This is a genomic window from Enterobacter genomosp. O, from assembly GCF_001022965.1.
GTDB classification, from domain to species: Bacteria; Pseudomonadota; Gammaproteobacteria; order Enterobacterales; family Enterobacteriaceae; genus Enterobacter; species Enterobacter cloacae_L.
Genome location: NZ_LECZ01000022.1, coordinates 142,352 through 160,876, shown reverse-complemented (window position 1 = coordinate 160,876; position 18,525 = coordinate 142,352). Strand labels below are relative to the sequence as shown.

Genomic DNA, 18,525 nt, shown 5'->3' with positions numbered 1-18,525 from the left:
ACGGGCCTTCCGGCCCGTTTTTTTTATCCTGCTACCTTAACGTTCGCTGCGGCCGCTTTCGCTCTCGCCACGGCGTCGTCCACGTTATCTCCGGTGGCTAATGCCACGCCAAGACGACGGGAGCCATCGATTTCCGGCTTGCCGAACAAACGCACCTGCAGACCTGCGCCCACCGCCGCGTCGACGTTATTAAACGTGACGTTCTGGCTGGTTAACTGCGGCAGGATCACCGCCGAGGCGGCCGGACCGTACTGACGGATCCCGCCGACGGGCAGGCCGAGGAACGCGCGCACGTGCAGGGCGAATTCAGAGAGATCCTGCGAAATGAGCGTGACCATGCCGGTGTCATGCGGGCGAGGAGAAACTTCGCTGAAAATCACGTCATCACCGCAAACAAACAGCTCCACGCCGAACAGGCCGTATCCGCCCAGCGCCAGGACGGTCTTGCGGGCAATCTCCTGCGCACGTTCCAGCGCAAGGGCGCTCATCTGCTGCGGCTGCCAGGATTCTCGGTAATCGCCATCTTCCTGGCGGTGGCCAATCGGGTCGCAGAAATGGACACCGTCAACGGCGCTGACGGTCAGCAGGGTGATCTCGAAATCAAACTTCACCACGCCTTCGACGATCACGCGTCCGGCTCCGGCGCGGCCACCCTGCTGCGCATAATCCCACGCCTTGTCCAGCGTGCTGCTGTCGCGAATGAAGCTCTGACCTTTACCGGAGGAGCTCATCACCGGCTTAATGATGCACGGGTAGCCAATCTCCCCGACGGCCTGGAGGAACGCGGCCTTATCGCCAGCAAAGCGATAGCTCGACGTGGGCAATCCCAGCTCTTCCGCCGCCAGGCGACGGATGCCTTCGCGGTTCATGGTCAGCTTTGCGGCTTTCGCACAGGGCACCACGCGCTGGCCTTCCTGTTCAAGGGCAATCAGCGTATCGGTAGCGATGGCTTCAATTTCCGGCACAACGAAATCCGGTTTCTCGCGCGTAATCAGCTCGCGAAGGGCATCGCCATCCAGCATGTTAATCACATAAGAACGATGGGCGACGTGCATGGCGGGTGCGTCGGCGTAACGGTCTACGGCAATGACTTCCACGCCTAAGCGCTGACACTCAATGGCGACCTCTTTCCCCAGCTCGCCCGATCCTAACAGCATCACTCGCGTCGCCGCAGGTCGCAGCGCGGTTCCTAAACGAATCATAACAATCCCCCTAAAAAAGTTGCGCGCAGTATAAACGAAAACGTTTGCGTCTGTCTTGTGCAGGGCTAAAGGCGCGGGCAGAAATTTGCGCTTCTTTAGCCCGTCCAGACATTTCCTGACGCCTGCTCGCTTACGCTGTGGAGCATGTTCACCGTTAAGTGAGGGAAACCATGTCTGGCTGGTTAAATCAATTGCAATCCCTGTTAGGGCAGAAAACATCCACCTCTGGCGAACAGGGGCTCAGTAAACTGCTGGTCCCCGGGGCGCTCGGCGGGCTGGCAGGCCTGCTGGTCGCGAATAAATCCTCGCGAAAATTGCTGGCAAAATACGGCACAGGCGCGCTGCTGGCCGGCGGCGGCGCCATCGCGGGCACCGTACTGTGGAATAAATACAAGGACAGAGTACGGACCGCGCACGGCGATGAGCCGCATTACGGCGAGCACACCTCGCCGCTGGATCTGCGGACCGAACGGCTGATCCTTGCTCTGGTCTTTGCCGCGAAAAGTGACGGGCATATCGACGATAAGGAGCGATCGGCGATTGAGCAGCAGCTGCGCGAAGCCGGTGTAGAAGAGAAGGGAAGAGCGCTGGTGGCGCAGGCGATTGAACAGCCGCTCGATCCGCAGCGTCTTGCGCAAAGCGTGAAAAATGAGGAAGAGGCGCTTGAACTCTATTTCCTCAGCTGCGCCGCCATCGATATCGATCACTTTATGGAGCGGAGCTATCTTAACGCGCTCGGCGACGCGCTGAAGATCCCGCAGGATGTGCGCGAGGGGATTGAGCAGGATATCAAGGAGCAAAAACAGGCGTTACAGGGATAACCGTCGCCGTCCCGACCATGTTTCGCTTGCATCATGCGCGGGTTTTGCCAACCTTATAGGGTGTAAAACTTAAAAGAATGATGCTATGCCACCGAAAGCCCGTCGTACTCCTTATGCGATCGTCACGCATGGCGATACGCGCATAGACAACTATTACTGGCTGCGGGATGATTCGCGATCCCGGCCAGAGGTGCTCGACTACCTGCACGCGGAAAACGACTATGGCCGCAAGGTCATGTCCAGCCAGCAGACGCTTCAGGACCAGTTGCTGAATGAAATGGTGCAGCGCATTCCCCAGCGCGATATCTCCGCGCCCTGGACCAAAAACGGCTATCGCTATCGCCATATTTACGAGCCCGGCAATGAGTATCCCATCTACCAGCGTCAGTCGGTGTTAAGCGCCGAATGGGACGAGTGGGATATTCTGCTGGATGCCAACCAGCGCGCCGCCCACAGCGAGTTTTATACCCTGGGCGGCATGTCCATTTCCCCGGATAACGCGGTGATGGCGCTGGCGGAGGATTACCTCTCCCGTCGCCAGTACGGCCTGCGTTTTCGCAATCTCGAAACGGGCAACTGGTATCCTGAAATGCTGGAAAACGTCTCCCCGGATTTTGTCTGGGCGAATGATTCCGAGACGGTTTACTACGTTAAAAAGCACGCCTCAACGCTGCTGCCTTACCAGGTATGGCGACACACCGTGGGAACGGACTCCGCAGACGACGAGCTGGTCTATGAAGAGAAAGACGAAACGTTCTATGTCAGCCTGCATAAAACCTCCTCACGCCACTATGTGATTATCTTCCTTGCCAGCGCGACGACGTCTGAAGTCCTGCTGCTGGACGCCGAACTGCCTGACGCCCAGCCGCTTTGCTTCCTGCCGCGTCGTAAAGATCACGAGTACAGCCTGGATCACTTCCAGCACAGCTTTTATTTGCGCTCGAATCGCGAGGGCAAAAATTTTGGTCTTTATAAAACCAAAGTGCGCGATGAGCGCAAGTGGGAGGTGCTTATTCCCGCGCGGGATCAGGTGATGCTGGAAGGGTTCACCCTGTTTACCGACTGGCTGGTGGTGGAAGAGCGCCAGCGGGGGCTGACCAGTATCCGGCAAATCAACCGCAAAACCCGGGAAGTGGTGGGGATTGCGTTCGACGACCCGGCGTATGTGACGTGGATTGGCTTCAACCCCGAGCCCGAATCGTCGCGGTTGCGCTACGGCTACTCGTCCATGACCACGCCGGATACCCTGTTTGAGCTGGATATGGCAACCGGGCAGCGTCAGGTGATTAAACAGACCGAGGTAAACGGATTTGAGTCCGAAAACTACCGAAGCGAGCACGTGTGGGTCACCGCCCGCGATGGGGTGGAGGTGCCCGTCTCGCTCGTCTATCACAAAGCACATTTCCAGAAAGGCAAAAATCCGATCCTCGTCTACGGCTACGGCTCTTATGGCTCCAGCATGGATGCCGATTTCAGCAGCAGCAGATTAAGCCTGCTCGATCGCGGCTTTGTATTTGCCATCGCCCATATTCGCGGCGGCGGTGAGCTGGGGCAGCACTGGTATGAAGACGGGAAATTCCTGAAAAAGAAAAACACGTTCAACGACTATCTCGACGTCTGCGATGCGCTGATTGAGCAGGGCTATGGCGATCCGCAGCTCTGCTTTGGCATGGGAGGCAGCGCGGGCGGCATGCTGATGGGGGCGGTTATCAACCAGCGTCCCGACCGCTTTAAGGGGATTGTCGCACAGGTTCCGTTTGTTGATGTGGTTACGACCATGCTCGATGAATCGATCCCACTTACAACCGGGGAGTTTGAAGAGTGGGGGAATCCGCAGGATGAGATTTACTACCGGTATATGAAAGAGTACAGCCCGTACGATAACGTAGAGGCGAAAGCCTATCCCCACATGCTGGTAACCACCGGTTTGCATGATTCTCAGGTGCAGTACTGGGAGCCGGCAAAATGGGTGGCGAAACTGCGCGAGCTGAAAACCGATGACAATCTGCTGCTGCTGTGTACGGACATGGACTCCGGACACGGCGGGAAATCGGGACGATTTAAATCGTACGAAGGGGTGGCCCTGGAGTATGCCTTTTTGATAGGCCTGGCGCAGGATACGCTGCCAGGCCGTGCGGAGCGTTAAGCCTCGCCCAGATAATGTTTCAGCGTTAAGCGCAGCTCCGGGCTCATTTTGTCGAGGTTGTTATACAGCCAGCGCAAATAGCCCGGGTCTTTATCCGCAATATCCGACACCGCTTTGCCCCGGTATTTACCAAAGGTGAACGTGGTCAGCAGCGCAGGACGACCGGTAATCGTCGCCATATCATCCGGCGTCCAGCCAGAGATATTCATAATATCAATGAGCAACGCGGCGGTGATATAGCAGTCATACAGCGCGCGGTGATGGTGAAGCCCCTCAGGGGTACGAACGCTGAGCTTGCGGGACTTGTACAGCGCCATGTTACTGTATTTGATCCCCGGCCAGAGGCGGCGCGCCAGCTTCATGGTACAAATCCATTCGCCAGGCATTTCAGGCAACACCCGGCGGTCAAAGCTGGCGTTGTGCGCGACGTACCACGGGCTACCGTAATAGTGGGGAATGATCTCTTCTATCCACGGCTTATCCGCCACCATCGATTCGGTAATGCGATGGATAGCCATAGCCTGCGGGCTGATGGGGCGATCGGGACGCACCAGATGGCTCATTGGGTTGACGATTTTACCGTCAACCACATCGACAGAGGCCACTTCCACAATTCCGCCCTGAAGATCGCAAGTTTCGGTATCGATGACGCGCAGCATTGAAGACTCCTGAGCTTAAAACGCTTAGCCTAAAGGAATGATACCGCCTTGCCAACCCCGTCTGCTGAGCGTACCGGTCAACAGCAGCTCGCCTTTATCCGCCCGGACGATCAGCTGGCCTCTTTCATCCCACAGCGCGCTGCCGCCGCAGGCATTCGCCATTAACACCGCGATGGCATATTTATGTGCGAAGCGCTGCAGGGAACTGATGGACTGCCGCCAGCGGTGATCCCCCACAGACTGACAGCTGGTAACAAGCGTGGCCCTGGGGTCGAGAAGGGGTGAATCGGCATGGGCATCAATAATGGTAAGCTGTTTATCTCCCGGCATCAGGCTTGCACCGCTACCCTGCGGGTAGCGCAAAATGCTCTGGCGAGAGGGTGAAAACAGCGCGAGGCCTTTCTGGCGCTGGCCATTCCGCTCAAGAGGAAGCCCGGCAATAACCGTAATTCGGTAAAAATGGGCCGCGTCAAGCAGAGGTTCCAGCTGCGCGTCGCCGGGTGGGGGAGGTAACGTCAGCGTACCTGACCCCGTTAACGAGAGTTCAGGGAAGACCAGCAAATCGCACCGCTGCCGTGCTGCTTCAGCAATGAAGCGGAGGTGGTGCGTAACGTGGTCATCTACACTGTGGTGCTGCCCGCCATACTGGGCTGCCGCTATATTCCAATGTGACATCGTGACTTCCTTATACACTGAGTCGCAGAGATTTAAGAATACACCTAATTTTATCAGGGCTTTCTTATCCTGGCAGATTCCGCGTAAGGAAGTGTAACGACTCGTTAAGCTTATTTAACTTTAGGCTCGTACGGCAAACGAGAGAGGTTGACCGAGGCGAGACGGTGGGCGATTAACCTTTCGCGAAACCAGTCGCGCAGATGGGCGGGTTGTTCACGTTCTACAACTTCAGCCACGATGGGCATGTTGTAACGCTCTTTAAAAGCGACGCCAGCGGCAGCGAGATCGACATTCACTTTATCCATCTCGTCCTGAGGAAGGGCGGCCAGATTGATCTTCATTACCTTCTCCTTATTATGCGGCGGCAACGTTACCGCGATTGCACGACGATGACAAGCGGAGGTGGGATGATCCTCGACTCGTTTATTATACAGCGTTATTCTTTAGCATACAGACATAACAAAAAGGAATGATTGCGATGGGTTTCTCCGCTTCCCGCGCGGTATGCGCACTGGTTTTTCTGTCCTCTACCCTCGTTACGCCCTCCGTGCTGGCACATGCGCACCTTAAGCAGCAGATCCCGGCAGCTGACAGTCTGGTAGCCGCACCGCAGGCGCTAACGCTGAATTTTTCGGAAGGTATCGAACCTGGGTTCAGCGGCGTGGTGGTAACGGATGCGCAAAAGCAGGTCATCAGAACGGGCACCGCTACGCGAGATGAAAAGAATAAGGCTCAGCTCACCGTACCGCTGGAGCAAACGCTGACGTCCGGGACCTACCAGGTCGACTGGCATGTGGTCTCCGTAGACGGCCATAAAACCACAGGCAGCTATCACTTTAGCGTGAAATAGCATGCTGGCGCTGTTTTATATCGGGTTGCGCTTTATACATTTCGCGGCGCTGATGCTGGTTTTTGGCAATGCGCTTTACAGCGTCTGGTTTGCGCCTTCCTCTCTCCAGCGTTTGATGTCCCGGCGTTTCCAGCGGCAGCAGAAAGTGGCGTCCTTACTCTGCCTGGCGTCTGCACTCCTGATGTTTATGCTGCAGGGCGGATTGATGGGGAGCGGATGGGGCGATGTGTTTGCCCCGGCGGTCTGGCGCAGCGTGATGGGCACACAGTTTGGTGGCGTCTGGCTGTGGCAAATTATACTTGCGGCGATTACGGTCAGCGCAGCATGGCTCGCACCGCTGAAAGGTTCACGGCTGCTGCTGCTCGCAATGGGCCAGCTTATCCTGCTCGCTGGAGTAGGGCACGCGGCGATGAACGAAGGCCCGTTGGGGGCTTTGCAGCGTGTTAATCACGCTATTCATCTGATATGTGCCGCAACCTGGCTTGGTGGCTTACTGCCGCTGCTGTTCTGCATGCGGCTGGCGAAAGGTGACTGGCAGAATGCTGCCATCTATACCATGATGCGCTTTTCGCGCATGGGCCATTACGCCGTCGCAGGCGTGCTGCTCACCGGCGTTGTTAATTCGCTATTGATACTGGGCGTTCATATTCCCTGGCAGGCTGGCTACGTGCAGTTTTTGTTGTTCAAATGTGCGCTGGTGGCGTTGATGGTGGTAATTGCGCTGGCAAATCGGTATTTTCTGGTGCCACGGTTTAGTCCGCAGACCGGGCGAGCACAACAGATTTTTATCAGGATGACACAGGCAGAAGTGGTTCTGGGGGCACTGGTGCTGGCAGCGGTCAGCCTGTTCGCCACCTGGGAACCCTTCTGACAAGGTTAAATATCATATGAAAAAGACAGTACTTTCTCTCGTATTGCTGGCCTGCACGGGGAGCGCTTTTGCCGCACCGCAGGTTATCACCGTCAGCCGTTTTGAAGTGGGTAAGGACAAATGGGCGTTCAATCGCGAAGAGGTGATGCTGACCTGCCGTCCGGGCCATGCGCTGTACGCGATCAACCCGAGCACGCTGGTGCAATACCCGTTAAATGATATTGCTGAGCAGCAGGTGGCTAGCGGCAAGAGCAGCGGCCAGCCGATTAGCGTGATTCAGATCGATGACCCGGCTCATCCGGGACAGAAAATGAGTCTGGCACCGTTTATCGAGCGTGCCGACAAGCTCTGCTAACGTTCAGGTTTCCAATAAAAAACCGCAGATGCTCGCGAAAGCACTGCGGTTTTTTACATTTAATGATGCTCTGGCGCTTTTTTTCCGACCGCTTTAACTGTGGACTGGAAAACCTGGCGTCGTCATCTATTCTTAAAAGGCAAGGCGACTTAGCCTGCATTAATGCCAACTTTTAGCGCACGGCTCTCTCCCAAGAGCCATTTCCCTGGACCGAATACAGGAATCGTATTCGGTCTCTTTTTATCTATTTGTTTCTCAAGGGTTTTTTCGGGCTCAACACGAAATCCCCCGAAAATTACTCGAATATTCCATATCCTGTCTAAACCATAACATACTCTGCACCGCGTGCGTCCAGGTATTTTTTTGTCATTGTTAAATTTTTGTGGCCGAGTAAGCGCTGAGCAAATTCCTCCCCGCGCTCCTTTTCATAGAGCCTGCTCGCCAGACTTCTGATCTCATGGAAAGGAGGTGGGTTAGGTCCGAATTTTAACCCGGTCGAATCCCTTATCTCTGCAAAGGCCTGGGTGAGTCCGTCAGGCGTTAGCGGCCCCGGCTTTCTCCCGCCACGGCGAACCGGCGAGTAAAGCATGAAGTCGGAAGGGTTATTTACCCGGCATCGTTCAATGACATCCTGCAATACAAGTCCTGCGACGTCCAGCCTCAAATCAAGGGGGAGCGCCAGTTTGTGACCTGTTTTCTCCTGAGTAACGAACAGCCTGCCATCTTTGACGTCACTAAACCTGAAAAGAGAGATATCTTCCCTTCGCTGGCCGGTGACCAGTGCCAGATCGCATGCATTTGGTGCCCAGTCAGAATGGGTTAACGCGGCCTGGCGGATGATGGTGAATTGTTCGAGCAACAGGCGCTCTCGCTTAACTTTCGGCGTCGGCGTTCGCGTCGGCTCTGCCGGGTTCCTGTCGACATGTCCTTCTACGATCGCCTCCCTGAAGATGTCCATCAGAACAGACCGCAGCCCGGAAGCCATGCTCTTTTTATCGCAGAGAATGTACGATTCAAGAAATGAGGCGATATCCTTTGTCGTGACGGAAGTGAGGGGAATTTTGCCGAACTCTTCCTTTATGGTGGCGATCTGGTTTCGCCTGACCTTCATCGTGTTTGGTTTCAGCTCGCGCCGCTCGAGAATCACCTCGTAACGCTCCAGCCATGCGGCCACTGTGAAAGTGGGCACGTCTTTTATGCGATCCAGGAGAGAAGAGGGGAGGTAATTCTGGTCGATGTAGTTGTTGGCCTCAATGGCCTGGGCAACAGCGTCCTTGCGATCAATTCGGCCAAGAGAAATCTCCTGCCCGGTCACCGGATTGCGCCAGCTGTAAAGTCTGTCTCTTTTACGATAGGTCAGGTTACGGGGCAGGTTAGCGTCGTAACGTACTGGCCTTTTCGCCATGAGTCAGTCTCTCCAGTAAGGTGCCGCCGGACGGCAATTTGGTGTGTTTCGGTTTAGCGCGCAGATTCTTCTTACGCGGATCCACGTAGATAGCGTCAGGCTGAACCTTATATTCCTTTCCGTGCAGCTCCGGCGCGGGATAAATTCGCCCCTCCCGCGTCCATCGACGCAGAGTAGAAAGGGAGGGTGGAGTCGTGTAGACCTCAGCAGCCCATTCCTGCAAGTTGAGAAGCTTAGCCATGATAACTCCTTAGCCGCCAGGCATTATATGCGAGGCCTCGTTGACGTGTTGATTAATCGAAATCAGGATGGTAAATCAATGCGCCCACATTAAAAGCAGCCATTGCACACCTTCCGGTTCGTGAAGAAATGAGATGAGAGCGCCCAGCGCCATAATTGCGAAGATGAGCCAGGTCATGGGGTTTGATTGCATGGTGAACTCCCAAAAAGAAGCCCGGCGCGGGGCCGGGCAAAAGGGATTACGAGGCAGTGCTTTCGCACCCAATAGCCAGATCATAACTGGCTATCAGTTGCGTCAATGCAAAAGGCCAAGGTCGTAGTTTAGGTTTTCAAGACATTCCCGGTCCTGTTCGAGGCAATAATCCCACAACTCCTGATCGTGCCATTCACGAACCAGTTGCCACTTCCAGCCGCCGTCATGCTTCACTCGGCGGACCTTTCGCTTAACGACGGCATCCTGGTCGAAAATCACCCCCCAGCCAGAACCAATCCCGTTGCGTAGCACATCCAGGTCAACCTCGATAACGCGGAACAGCTTCGGTAATTTCGGTAACTCTTCAATGCGCATAGCCTCTCCTCATGCCGCGCGCTGTGCACGCAGCGTTAAACTACTTCCGCCAGGCGAAGCTAATCGGCTCAGGCGTAATCCACAGGTGGCGCATGTTCGCCACGTTCACCACATCAGAATCCCGCGGGTAAATCTCCACTGCATCACGATCCCCATAGCCAACAGCTGACTTTATCTCCTGCAACGCATCCCAGCTGATGCCATCCTTCCACCGGCCTGAATTGCCAATGCTGGTGGTGTTCACCGTCAAGCGGATGATGCCGTCGTCTTCCTGAAACTCCTGAACCAGAAAATAAGAGTTAGCCCACACGTTGCTCCGCTTGGGGTCGTGGCATCGTACCGGCCATTCCGATGCCGGTACCGGCTTGAGTATTCCGATCACGTCTCATGCTCCTTAATTTTTTAATGTGCTCACTCGCCTCGAGTTCTGCGCGTATCTGCGCCGCCTCACGGTGGTCGAGGTGCTCAAAGTCATTGTTGAATCTGTCGATTGAAGCGGTGTTAATCCGGCCCTGTCGCCAGTAGCGGACTATCTGTGATGTGCAGCTGTGGACGATGACGGGCCAACCTGAATGGTCAGCGTAAATCTGACCCCGTTGAATTAGCTGGAACATGTGCACCACCTTTGACGAAAATCACCCAGTGGGTTTTGTCTGACTTGCCGGTGCGCTGCCAGATGACCGGCTTTTCGTCGGTCAGCGCCAGGATATTGCTAACCGGGATCTGAGTTTCGTTCCATTTGAAGATGAGTACGCCGTGTGGCCACAACACCCTGAATGCCTCTGAGAAGCCGGCGCGCAAATCATCACGCCATGTTTCTTTGTTGAGACGCCCGTACTTTTTACCCATCCACGCGTTATCGCCGACACGCTCGAGGTGCGGCGGATCGAACACGACGACAGGGAAAGTGTTATCGGCAAAAGGGAGGGCGCGGAAATCGGCAATAAGGTCCGGACTAATAACCAACTGGCGACCGTCGCAAAGCTCATGCTGTTCGGCGCGGATATCACTGAACACCGCGCGTTCGTCCTGCTTGTCGAACCAGAACATGCGTGATCCACAGCACATGTCTAAAATTGCCTGCTGCATCACATCCCCCTCTGTTTATTCTTCAGTTCGATCACGCCCTGGCACTCCGCGCACGTCTGACAGCCGGGAACGGCAGCGCGCCGCGGCGCTGGGATGTCTTCCCCGCATTCTTCACAATGCTCAGCTGATACGGCGTTGCGATCGATGCGGCGAGCGGAAAGGGCAGCGTTACGCTGAAGCTCTTCAATCTCTGCTGCTGTGTCGATGATGTCCATGATTCACTCCTTAAAGTCTTCACCAGCCTTTTTCCCGGCTTTCCATGCCAGCCAGATAAGCGCTGTTACATCGTCTGAGGGGGCATCTTCTACACACCATCCAGTTTCTTTTTCGTACCAGTCTTTAAATTCCTGTGTCATTTCGTCCATAGTTATTCCTCGAAGAGTCGATTAATTCGGTTGAAGGTGAACGCAAGCAATAAAAAAGGCCGCGATAGCGACCTTGTGATTAGTGCCTTCATGCGGCGCGCTCCGCCATAATTTCGGCCTTTTGCTCGTCGTTGAGCATGTCGTCTGAGACGATCGCCACTCTGTTGCTGGCGCTCCACGATACTGGAACGCTTTCTTTCAGCGCCTTATTCAGCGCCTCGGCGGCATCACGCACAGCTTGCGGCAAGCAGTAATAGTCATCACCATCAGGCATTATCTCTTCGCAGTGCTGTTCCAGGTCGAACTCCGGAGGGTAATTAGGTTCGCAAATCATCAACTGCAACTCGCTAGGCAGCAGGGAGTGCTCACAGCAATAATCAGCCAGCGATTCAGCGTCGAAAAAGTACTGGTCATCATCAAAGATAACGAGCGGCTCTCCCGCCCATACCACGCGCTCAAAGGTGGCGAACTTAGCCTGGCGGCTTTCGCGGTGGCATACTTCGCAATAGCCATTAGTGCTATGAATGGGGTGCTCTTCAGGTTTGTTTTTGCACTTACGATGAGTGGCGCCGCACCAACGCGCCTGGTGCTCGTCACCGCCCCAGAAACGACCTTGGCGGTCTACCCAACCAGTTACAGTCTGGATGCTGGCCGCTTCGTCGCTGTCCATCATCACTATTTTTTCAGTTTTCATATTCATTGTTCGGCTCCAAACCGCCCGTTAAGGCGGCCAGTTTTGACGACGAATTCCAGGAGGCTAACTCCCAGTGCTTCAATTCTCTTGTGATGCTTGTTGATGATGGGAGGCACCGTTTCGTTCCAGTTAGGCTTTGGCTTCTTGCGCATGGCCTGCTGGATTTCTTCGGTACAGCGGCGGCAGGCGGCGCGGACGGCGTTGTCTGTTTCTGGCGTCATGCGGCCTCCGTCGTCTTTTTGAAGGAGTGAGCTATTCGAGCAGAAGCGATGGTTACGTAATCCGGGTTCAGGTCGATGCCGATGAAGTTAAATCCTTCCTCGATAGCTGCCCGGCCAGTGCTCCCGCTCCCCATCCACGGATCAAGCACGGTACCGCCAGGCTGAGTAATCAGCCTGCAGAGATAGCTCATCAGGGCGATCGGCTTAACGGTGGGGTGATTGTTCTTCGCGCCACTGGTACGCCCGGCACCGGCGCGCGGATCGTTAATGCCGACGCTTCCTTCTTTGCGGCCGCCGGTCATGTCGCTGGCTGACGTCGCAATAAATCTCTCGAGGCCTTCATCGCGCTCTTTCGATTTTACCTTCGCACAGTAGAAGAAGCGGGCGGCGCTCTTGCTGCTATCGATGCGTGGAGTTGATTCGTGCCGCCGGTCCATTTGCCCGTAGCAATTCGCCGCACCCATTTTAGAGCTTGGCTCATTGCCGGTAAGCGCTCCTTGCTGGCCTTTCGCATCCGGAAACGCTGACACTACAACATCGCTTCCGTCGTGAATTATGTTTGCTGGCCAGCGACCCTCTGATGCCTGCTCGTAATCGGCAACAGGTTCGGTACCATCGCGCTGGTGTGAAAGCAGACCGCCAGCACCACCATTTAGCGCCTCATCGGTAGAGATGCGGCAGGCGTTGATATTGATAGCCCCGGCACCGTGCTCAGCCATGTTCGCTGACACCGTGTTTTTGAATGGCTTGCGAGCCATGACGATCGGTTCGTGAGCAGGCTTTAGAGCAGTTCCCCAGCCATCAAAATCACCGTCGAGGTTATGCGACTTTGGGAAGCCGCTGCCGTAAATCCAGAGGATTTGGTCCCTGATTTCGAAACCGGCGTCCTCAACGTTAACCACAAGGCGGTGATAGGTTCGCGAACCGCCGAACGCCAGAAGATGGCCGCCAGGCTTGAGAACGCGCAGGCATTCTTGCCACTGCTCAACCGTCGGGACGTCGTAATCCCATTTGTGGTTCATGAAGCTGAGCCCATACGGTGGATCCGTCACGATGGAGTCAACTGAGTTATTCGGCAGCGTTTTCAGGACGTCTTCACAGCGCCCGACGTGGAGTTGATAGGTCATTCTTCCTCCCGCTCCGGATCCTTAACATCCCAGCCATTACGCTCAATATTTGTTTGCAGCCGCTTATCTCCGACCTCATCAATACTGCGGCCGGTAATCTCTGCGACTTCAGCGTTTGAGTGCCGCCACAGCAGCGCCAGCTCTTCGGTAGTCCATTCAGGCATGACTTTTCCTCCTGCCGATCGGGCAAGTGAGTTGCGCTTGCTGCGCACGGAGTGGATAGAGCGGCCGGTTGCCGCGGCGATTTCCTCGGGAGTGAACCGGCCAAACATAAACAGCTCTGCTTTGGTCCACTTCCTGCAGTTGGTACTGCCCGGGAATCTCACATCGAGGCGAGCGGCCTGTGTGTAAACGGCGCGCTCAGTTCTCTCCAGTTTTTCGGCAATCATTGGGACGGGCATCTGTCCTGCAACTTCATGCAGGAACTGTTTTTCCCATGGTTGCCATGCGATGCCGCTCATGCCGCTTTACCATGACATTTTATTTTCTGGATCTCAGATTCCAGATCTGCCAGGAAGCTCTTAACCTCAGATTCAATTTTGCGCGACAGCTCTTCATCGAAATGAATGCGCTTCTTGAAATAGGCGAGGTCAGGCGGCAGGCGATCATCGAAACTAACGAAATCACACCATTTCCGCCCGGTGCACATCATCTGTGCATGCATTTGCAGCATGTACTGGCGCTTTGGCTCGCCAGTTTTCAGCGTTTCAAGATGGGTCCAGGTGTTGGGGCATTTGATTTCGATAAGCCCGTCGTCGTTAACAAGTCCGTCCGGGCTGGCTGCGAATCCGGGTATGGTTGGGTGATCGATGAGTCCAACTTCAGTAATTTCCGCATCGAACTCATTCAGCGCATACATCTCACGCGCCACTGGCTCAAGTTCAGTGCCGCGCATCATCGCGGCATTAGAAAATCCCTCTTCCAGCTTCCCTGTCAGCCGTTGGCAAATCAACTCGGCCATGTAGTTCTGGCGGCTTGTGGAGTAGCCCGACTTAGTCCGGGCCATAACGTCAGCCAGGCGGCTGGCTGTAACCTTGCCGCAGCGCGCGGCAAACCATTCAGGGGTGCGTTGCTCCATCATTCAGCCTCAGCATCTTCGACATTGATAGGTTCGGCGTTGTCGACAGCAAGGCTCATGTCATACATGCGTCGCTTCTCAACTACGCCGATCACCTGTTTTTCTTCGGCGCTTAACGCCACCCAGAACTCCTGATACTTAACAGTTCCAAGGCGCGCGGCAGACTCACCTTTTGCGATCAGTTCCGGGCGACGACTATCTGATTCATGGCCTGCATGAACCTCTGCCGTTGTTCCTTCAATGACTCGTTCGGCCTCGTCCTGGTCGAAGATGCCAGCGAAACCAAAGGCCAGACGCGCGCACTGGATCAGCGTCTTGTGGCGAAGCATGCGGGTAGGGTGGGACTGCCATGGCTGAGTGTTGCGTTTGCACTCGCCCATGTACTCGGTGACGATGGTCGGGTGCTTACGGTCTTTGCGGTAAATCTTGCAGGTGCACGCGCCTTCCTCCTTGTCGTAAGAGAACTCCATGCCGTCAAACTGAGAATGTTCGTTGATAATGCGAGCCCATCCATCAACGCCGACAACCGGGACAATCCCGCCTTTATCTGGGAAGGCATAAATCTCTTTTGTCCATGGGTTCAGGCCGTACTGGTTGGCGACGATCAACAGGGCTGTAAACTGCTCGTCCGTGACGTTGCCACCTTTGAACGCTGTATTCTTCAGCGTATTCATCAGGTCTGTACCGGCATCCATGCCGAGGCGTGCGGCCAGTTTCCCGGCCATGGTGGAAAGTGCAGTACTCATTGTTAAATCCCTCAAAAATTAAAACGGGCAGCCGGTACGGTGTTCCCAGTCGTATTCCGCCTGGGCGTAAGCAACTGCCGAAATGAAATCGTTGTAGGCCTCGCCAGCTTTATCGCTGCGAAGTCCGGAGAAAGGCGTGCTGTGAATCGGGACCGAGAAGTGGAAGAGGCCGGACGGCTCTTTTGGCATCATGTCGATAATTTGCTGCGCCCGGTCGTCGATCCACTTCTCTTTCTCGTCGGTGAGTTGCTGCTCCACCCAGCGACGATCTTCGATGCGGTCGTAAGTGAGGTATGCGTTCATGGTTGCCTCAGTAATGAATTTTCGCGCAGGGGATCAGGTCATCTTTCAGGGCGGTAAGCACTTCGATAGCCTGTTCGCGGGTTAAGCTGGTACTGCTTGTGAGCGCGTTAACGATGTTGGTTCCGACCGTCTTGCGGTGCTTCACGTCAGCTTCGCGCTTTGCCAGTTCGTCGGCGATGCGCTTCTCTTCGGCCAGGCGAGCTGCTTCCTTCTGCTCAGTCTCGCGCTTGATGCGTTCGGCTTCTTCTTGTGCTTTACGCTGCTCGGCGGCGATGGCTTCCTGTTTTTCGCGCTCAGCACGTTCAGCGGCTTCTTTCTTATCGCGTTCTGCCTTCTGCACTGCTGCTATACGGTCACGCTCGGCTTGCTCAGCCCTAAGCTTCAACTCCGCTTCCCGGCGTGCAGCCTCAGCACGTTCGCGTTCGGCTTTCTCTTCTGATTCACGTTTAGCCTGTTCTGCTGCCTGACGTTTCAACTCTTCTTCACGAGCAATGCGCTGGCGTTCTGCTTCTTCTGCTTTTTCTTTTTCGTCGCGGTCGAAAGCGTCATTCATCAGCAGAGCCATTTCGTGGTCAGCTTCAAACTTGGCCGCCAGCTCCTGATCGAACTTGATGTTCATTTCAAGCGCTTCGGCGTGCATCGCGTTCATGGCTTCTTCAGCCTTAATTCGTTCCTGCTCGGCTTCCCATTCGGTTAGGGGTCTGCGGGTGGCATCACGTAGCTCGTCACAGGCATCAACGAATCGCTTAATTTCGGCCTCAGCCGGGCGCACAGCCTCTTTAAGGCGTTTCAGGTACTCACGTCCCGGCTTTTCGATTGCCGTCTTGCTGCGAGACACCTGCGCTGCCAGAGAGGCGACACGGTCACGGCCTTTCTTCGTGGACAGGTCCGGCACTTCGTTTACTGCCTGTCGGATTTGCTCAAGGTAAGCATCAAGGCCGCCAGCTACGTACAGCGCTGGCGCCTGTTCCGGCTTGATTTCGATGACAGTTAAGTCCGTTACTTCACTCATGGTTTCTCCTGAAATTTGGATGTGCAGATCCCGCCCGCAGAAAGCCAGGCCGATCGGTTGAATAGGGGGGTAGGTATCAGTGAACCATCGGCTCGCCGCGCTCATTCAGCAGCACAACGACGGAATCACTTTTGATGATGGTCTTTTCGAAGATGTTGAAGGCGTACAGGCCTTTCTCAACGTTCGCAGAGGCGCGATAAGTTTTGCCGTGGTGTTGCAGCATTGTGCCCGGTAAAACCTCGCTGCGTGGCATTGATGCGGTGCCGTAGTGCATTCCAATCATACCTTCACCTCAACCTGTTCCAGGAGGCCAGCGATATGCATCTGCCAGCGGTTCAGCACCAGTTTTTCCCGCGGTACCGACACCGACGTCAGTTGCCACTCGTTTCGTTGAGCTTTTTGGCGGTGTACTGCTTGCCGTTGTGGGTGACTGTCATGATCCCTCCCGGCGATTTGCCTCGGAGTCCTGACGGAATGCTTCATGCAAGAACTCTTCACTAAATTCCATCTCAGGGGCCTGAACGAACGCGATAAACGCTTCTTCCTGGCAGTTTGTGCAATATCCGGATCGGATTGCGCATCCGCAATTTTCACAGTGTTTGGACATAATCATCTCCGCGCTTAAGGCCGCGCCGCCGAACGTTAAACAAGACTTCTGCGCTAATGGGCGGTGGATGGCCGCCGGTTGTCATAAATGGGCAGACTCGAAAATCTGCCTATGTATGGCCGATAAAAAACCCGCCGGAGCGGGTCATTCATTCTTTGGTATGCCGCAAAGGGCGTTTAGCGTTTCAACGGGAATGGCAAGTGCGGTGCTGGTCGCTTCACGGCGTTCCACCTCAGGCAAATATGGCACTGCCTCAGGCCACATCTCAGCCAGTTTTTTAACAGTTGAGACTTTGGTTAGAGCACCTTTAACCTGCAATTGGAAGGCATCAACTTCATCGTAAAGAACGTTGATGGTTACCGTCGATTCAGTGAGTCGGTCGTGTAATTTTCCAACTTTCTTCAGCGTGCTGTAACTTTCAGGAACGAAACCCGAATCAACTACAGGCGCGAAGGAAGCTCCGAAGAAAAGGTCGCTTTCAAGATCGTGCTTACCAATATGTTTTCCACGGTGGCGATAGCGATGATCCAAACCGTTCCTGGCTAATTCGTGATACTCACCATTGATAATGACCTTTAAAATTGCAGTTTTAGCGCCGACCTGCATCTTGATGAAGGAGTTATCTTTGAAATCTTCCCGAGCCTTAGTTATTTGCTCATCGCTAGTGTTTTCCTGCTTGAGCAATGCCTGTCGAATTTCTTCAACAATTTTCGCCCTCTCATTAACCGCAGCTTTCGCTTTCTCAAACAATGGGGATGCGAGAAGCAGGTTATGGCATAGCTGATTTTTAATTTCGTTGTTAAGACGAATCATTGACTTACCCTCTGTCGTTACCCGCTGATGCGGGAGAAATGCTTTGGTGCTGGCTCCCCACTTTCAAGCAGCAGGGAAGGCCGTCGTCGCCTTGGTGAGCCATTACCTCACCAACTAGCTGATAACCGTCTGCCAGCCCAAAGCACTCACCAAAAACCCCGACGTCGCCGGGGTTTCCGAAAGCATTTGTGGTACCGATTATTTGTGAGCGATATAGCTTTGCCGTCGCATAGAAGCTCCTTTGTTGCGTGGGTTGATTCAGCCCAGCCCACTCAGCTTCGAATGGACTGGAATAAATCTGTTTGCGCTTCGCACCTCTCATCCCGCCAGTGTTGCCCGTTCCCACGCCTTTATCGCTCTCGCGAGGGGGTAGCCTCACACCGACCGGATCGCGCCCGGTGCTACGCCGAATTTGTACGTTGGGGTCTAAACAGGATTACTGAGTGCTGTTCCGACTTTGCATGTTGTTAAAAAGCAGGCGACTTGCTGTCCGCCGCTGGCTAACTTCGCTCAGCTGTCGATGTTTCGTTTTGATGGATTGATAATAGCGATGAGTATTGTTTATAGCAATACGTATTGATATTAATTAATAGCAATTGCTATTAATTCTTTGATAGCTAAAGGAATTTATTTTTTTAAAAATGGCGTGATATGCTCATAAAAACGTCGAGAGGAATG

26 protein-coding genes and 1 pseudogene are annotated in these 18,525 nt (G+C 54.6%); 5 read left to right on the top strand and 22 right to left on the bottom strand.

Annotated features, from left to right (window positions below):
• Positions 1–23: 23 nt before the first annotated feature.
• Complete coding sequence (gene purT / locus ABR39_RS04355) at positions 24–1,202, bottom strand: formate-dependent phosphoribosylglycinamide formyltransferase (protein ID WP_047345925.1); 1,179 nt, start codon at positions 1,200–1,202, stop codon at positions 24–26.
• A gap of 170 nt (positions 1,203–1,372) precedes the next feature.
• Here purT and ABR39_RS04350 point away from each other — a divergent pair, with 170 nt between their 5' ends.
• Both ABR39_RS04350 and ptrB read left to right on the top strand, forming a co-directional pair.
• Positions 1,373–2,023, top strand: coding sequence for a tellurite resistance TerB family protein (locus ABR39_RS04350; protein WP_047345924.1), 651 nt, complete (start codon positions 1,373–1,375; stop codon positions 2,021–2,023).
• An 85-nt stretch (positions 2,024–2,108) separates the two neighbouring features.
• The gene (gene ptrB / locus ABR39_RS04345) at positions 2,109–4,169 is read left to right on the top strand and encodes an oligopeptidase B (RefSeq protein WP_047345923.1); all 2,061 of its coding nucleotides are present in this window, start codon (positions 2,109–2,111) and stop codon (positions 4,167–4,169) included.
• Here the strand turns inward: ptrB and exoX are convergent.
• The 3 genes from exoX to ABR39_RS04330 all read right to left on the bottom strand — a co-directional run bounded on the left by exoX (position 4,166) and on the right by ABR39_RS04330 (position 5,844).
• Entirely contained in the window at positions 4,166–4,828 is a 663-nt protein-coding gene (gene exoX, locus ABR39_RS04340; RefSeq protein WP_047345922.1) for an exodeoxyribonuclease X, read from the bottom strand. The two genes, ptrB and exoX, sit on opposite strands and share 4 nt — an antisense overlap.
• A gap of 24 nt (positions 4,829–4,852) precedes the next feature.
• Positions 4,853–5,503, bottom strand: coding sequence for a carbon-nitrogen hydrolase family protein (locus ABR39_RS04335; protein WP_047345921.1), 651 nt, complete (start codon positions 5,501–5,503; stop codon positions 4,853–4,855).
• 110 nt (positions 5,504–5,613) lie between these two features.
• Positions 5,614–5,844 (bottom strand): DNA polymerase III subunit theta, encoded by a 231-nt coding sequence (locus tag ABR39_RS04330; protein WP_013096102.1) that lies wholly within the window; start codon positions 5,842–5,844, stop codon positions 5,614–5,616.
• A 137-nt stretch (positions 5,845–5,981) separates the two neighbouring features.
• Between ABR39_RS04330 and yobA the strand changes: the two genes are divergently transcribed.
• Genes yobA through ABR39_RS04315 form a run of 3 tightly spaced genes read left to right on the top strand, consistent with a single transcriptional unit; the run spans position 5,982 to position 7,579 of the window.
• Positions 5,982–6,353, top strand: coding sequence for a CopC domain-containing protein YobA (yobA, locus tag ABR39_RS04325; RefSeq protein ID WP_047345920.1), 372 nt, complete (start codon positions 5,982–5,984; stop codon positions 6,351–6,353).
• Position 6,354: 1 nt separating this feature from the next.
• The gene (copD, locus tag ABR39_RS04320) at positions 6,355–7,224 is read left to right on the top strand and encodes a copper homeostasis membrane protein CopD (RefSeq protein WP_047345919.1); all 870 of its coding nucleotides are present in this window, start codon (positions 6,355–6,357) and stop codon (positions 7,222–7,224) included.
• 16 nt (positions 7,225–7,240) lie between these two features.
• Positions 7,241–7,579, top strand: coding sequence for a YebY family protein (locus ABR39_RS04315; RefSeq protein ID WP_047345918.1), 339 nt, complete (start codon positions 7,241–7,243; stop codon positions 7,577–7,579).
• A 319-nt stretch (positions 7,580–7,898) separates the two neighbouring features.
• Here ABR39_RS04315 and ABR39_RS04310 read toward each other — a convergent pair whose 3' ends face one another.
• The 18 genes and pseudogenes from ABR39_RS04310 to ABR39_RS04225 form a co-directional block, all read right to left on the bottom strand.
• Positions 7,899–8,984, bottom strand: a complete 1,086-nt coding sequence (locus ABR39_RS04310) for a tyrosine-type recombinase/integrase (protein WP_047345917.1) — start codon at positions 8,982–8,984, stop codon at positions 7,899–7,901.
• Entirely contained in the window at positions 8,953–9,225 is a 273-nt protein-coding gene (locus ABR39_RS04305; protein ID WP_023300430.1) for an excisionase, read from the bottom strand. Before ABR39_RS04305 ends, ABR39_RS04310 begins: the two co-directional genes overlap by 32 nt.
• 294 nt (positions 9,226–9,519) lie before the next feature.
• Positions 9,520–9,792, bottom strand: a complete 273-nt coding sequence (locus ABR39_RS04295) for a hypothetical protein (RefSeq protein WP_047345915.1) — start codon at positions 9,790–9,792, stop codon at positions 9,520–9,522.
• Between the two features lie 40 nt (positions 9,793–9,832).
• Entirely contained in the window at positions 9,833–10,102 is a 270-nt protein-coding gene (locus tag ABR39_RS04290) for a DUF7694 domain-containing protein (protein ID WP_240477054.1), read from the bottom strand.
• A gap of 73 nt (positions 10,103–10,175) precedes the next feature.
• Positions 10,176–10,406, bottom strand: a pseudogene (locus ABR39_RS04285) (DUF4222 domain-containing protein); the annotation flags it as partial.
• Positions 10,369–10,881: a class I SAM-dependent methyltransferase gene (locus tag ABR39_RS04280; RefSeq protein ID WP_047345913.1), complete on the bottom strand. Its 513-nt coding sequence runs from the start codon at positions 10,879–10,881 to the stop codon at positions 10,369–10,371. The pseudogene ABR39_RS04285 and the gene ABR39_RS04280, both read right to left, overlap by 38 nt.
• Entirely contained in the window at positions 10,881–11,096 is a 216-nt protein-coding gene (locus tag ABR39_RS04275) for a TraR/DksA family transcriptional regulator (protein ID WP_047345912.1), read from the bottom strand. Before ABR39_RS04275 ends, ABR39_RS04280 begins: the two co-directional genes overlap by 1 nt.
• Before the next feature lie 3 nt (positions 11,097–11,099).
• On the bottom strand, positions 11,100–11,246 hold the full coding sequence (locus ABR39_RS25985; protein WP_006176202.1) for a hypothetical protein: 147 nt from the start codon (positions 11,244–11,246) through the stop codon (positions 11,100–11,102).
• Positions 11,247–11,334: 88 nt separating this feature from the next.
• Complete coding sequence (locus ABR39_RS04270; protein WP_047345911.1) at positions 11,335–11,946, bottom strand: hypothetical protein; 612 nt, start codon at positions 11,944–11,946, stop codon at positions 11,335–11,337.
• Entirely contained in the window at positions 11,943–12,161 is a 219-nt protein-coding gene (locus ABR39_RS04265; protein ID WP_047345910.1) for a hypothetical protein, read from the bottom strand. Before ABR39_RS04265 ends, ABR39_RS04270 begins: the two co-directional genes overlap by 4 nt.
• Positions 12,158–13,288, bottom strand: a complete 1,131-nt coding sequence (locus ABR39_RS04260; RefSeq protein ID WP_047345909.1) for a DNA-methyltransferase — start codon at positions 13,286–13,288, stop codon at positions 12,158–12,160. The genes ABR39_RS04265 and ABR39_RS04260 overlap by 4 nt, the downstream gene beginning before the upstream one ends.
• A complete protein-coding gene (locus ABR39_RS26170; RefSeq protein WP_065365743.1) occupies positions 13,285–13,749 on the bottom strand; it encodes a hypothetical protein in 465 nt (154 codons plus the stop codon). The genes ABR39_RS04260 and ABR39_RS26170 overlap by 4 nt, the downstream gene beginning before the upstream one ends.
• Positions 13,746–14,369, bottom strand: coding sequence for a lambda exonuclease family protein (locus ABR39_RS04250; RefSeq protein WP_047345908.1), 624 nt, complete (start codon positions 14,367–14,369; stop codon positions 13,746–13,748). The genes ABR39_RS26170 and ABR39_RS04250 overlap by 4 nt, the downstream gene beginning before the upstream one ends.
• On the bottom strand, positions 14,366–15,112 hold the full coding sequence (gene bet / locus ABR39_RS04245) for a phage recombination protein Bet (protein ID WP_047345907.1): 747 nt from the start codon (positions 15,110–15,112) through the stop codon (positions 14,366–14,368). The genes ABR39_RS04250 and bet overlap by 4 nt, the downstream gene beginning before the upstream one ends.
• A gap of 18 nt (positions 15,113–15,130) precedes the next feature.
• Positions 15,131–15,415, bottom strand: a complete 285-nt coding sequence (gene gamL, locus ABR39_RS04240; protein ID WP_047345906.1) for a host nuclease inhibitor GamL — start codon at positions 15,413–15,415, stop codon at positions 15,131–15,133.
• 7 nt (positions 15,416–15,422) lie between these two features.
• Positions 15,423–16,427, bottom strand: a complete 1,005-nt coding sequence (locus ABR39_RS04235; protein ID WP_047345905.1) for a hypothetical protein — start codon at positions 16,425–16,427, stop codon at positions 15,423–15,425.
• 76 nt (positions 16,428–16,503) lie between these two features.
• Positions 16,504–16,710, bottom strand: a complete 207-nt coding sequence (locus ABR39_RS04230) for a cell division protein FtsZ (protein WP_047345904.1) — start codon at positions 16,708–16,710, stop codon at positions 16,504–16,506.
• A gap of 468 nt (positions 16,711–17,178) precedes the next feature.
• Positions 17,179–17,847 (bottom strand): Nmad5 family putative nucleotide modification protein, encoded by a 669-nt coding sequence (locus ABR39_RS04225; protein ID WP_047345903.1) that lies wholly within the window; start codon positions 17,845–17,847, stop codon positions 17,179–17,181.
• Positions 17,848–18,525 lie beyond the last annotated feature (678 nt).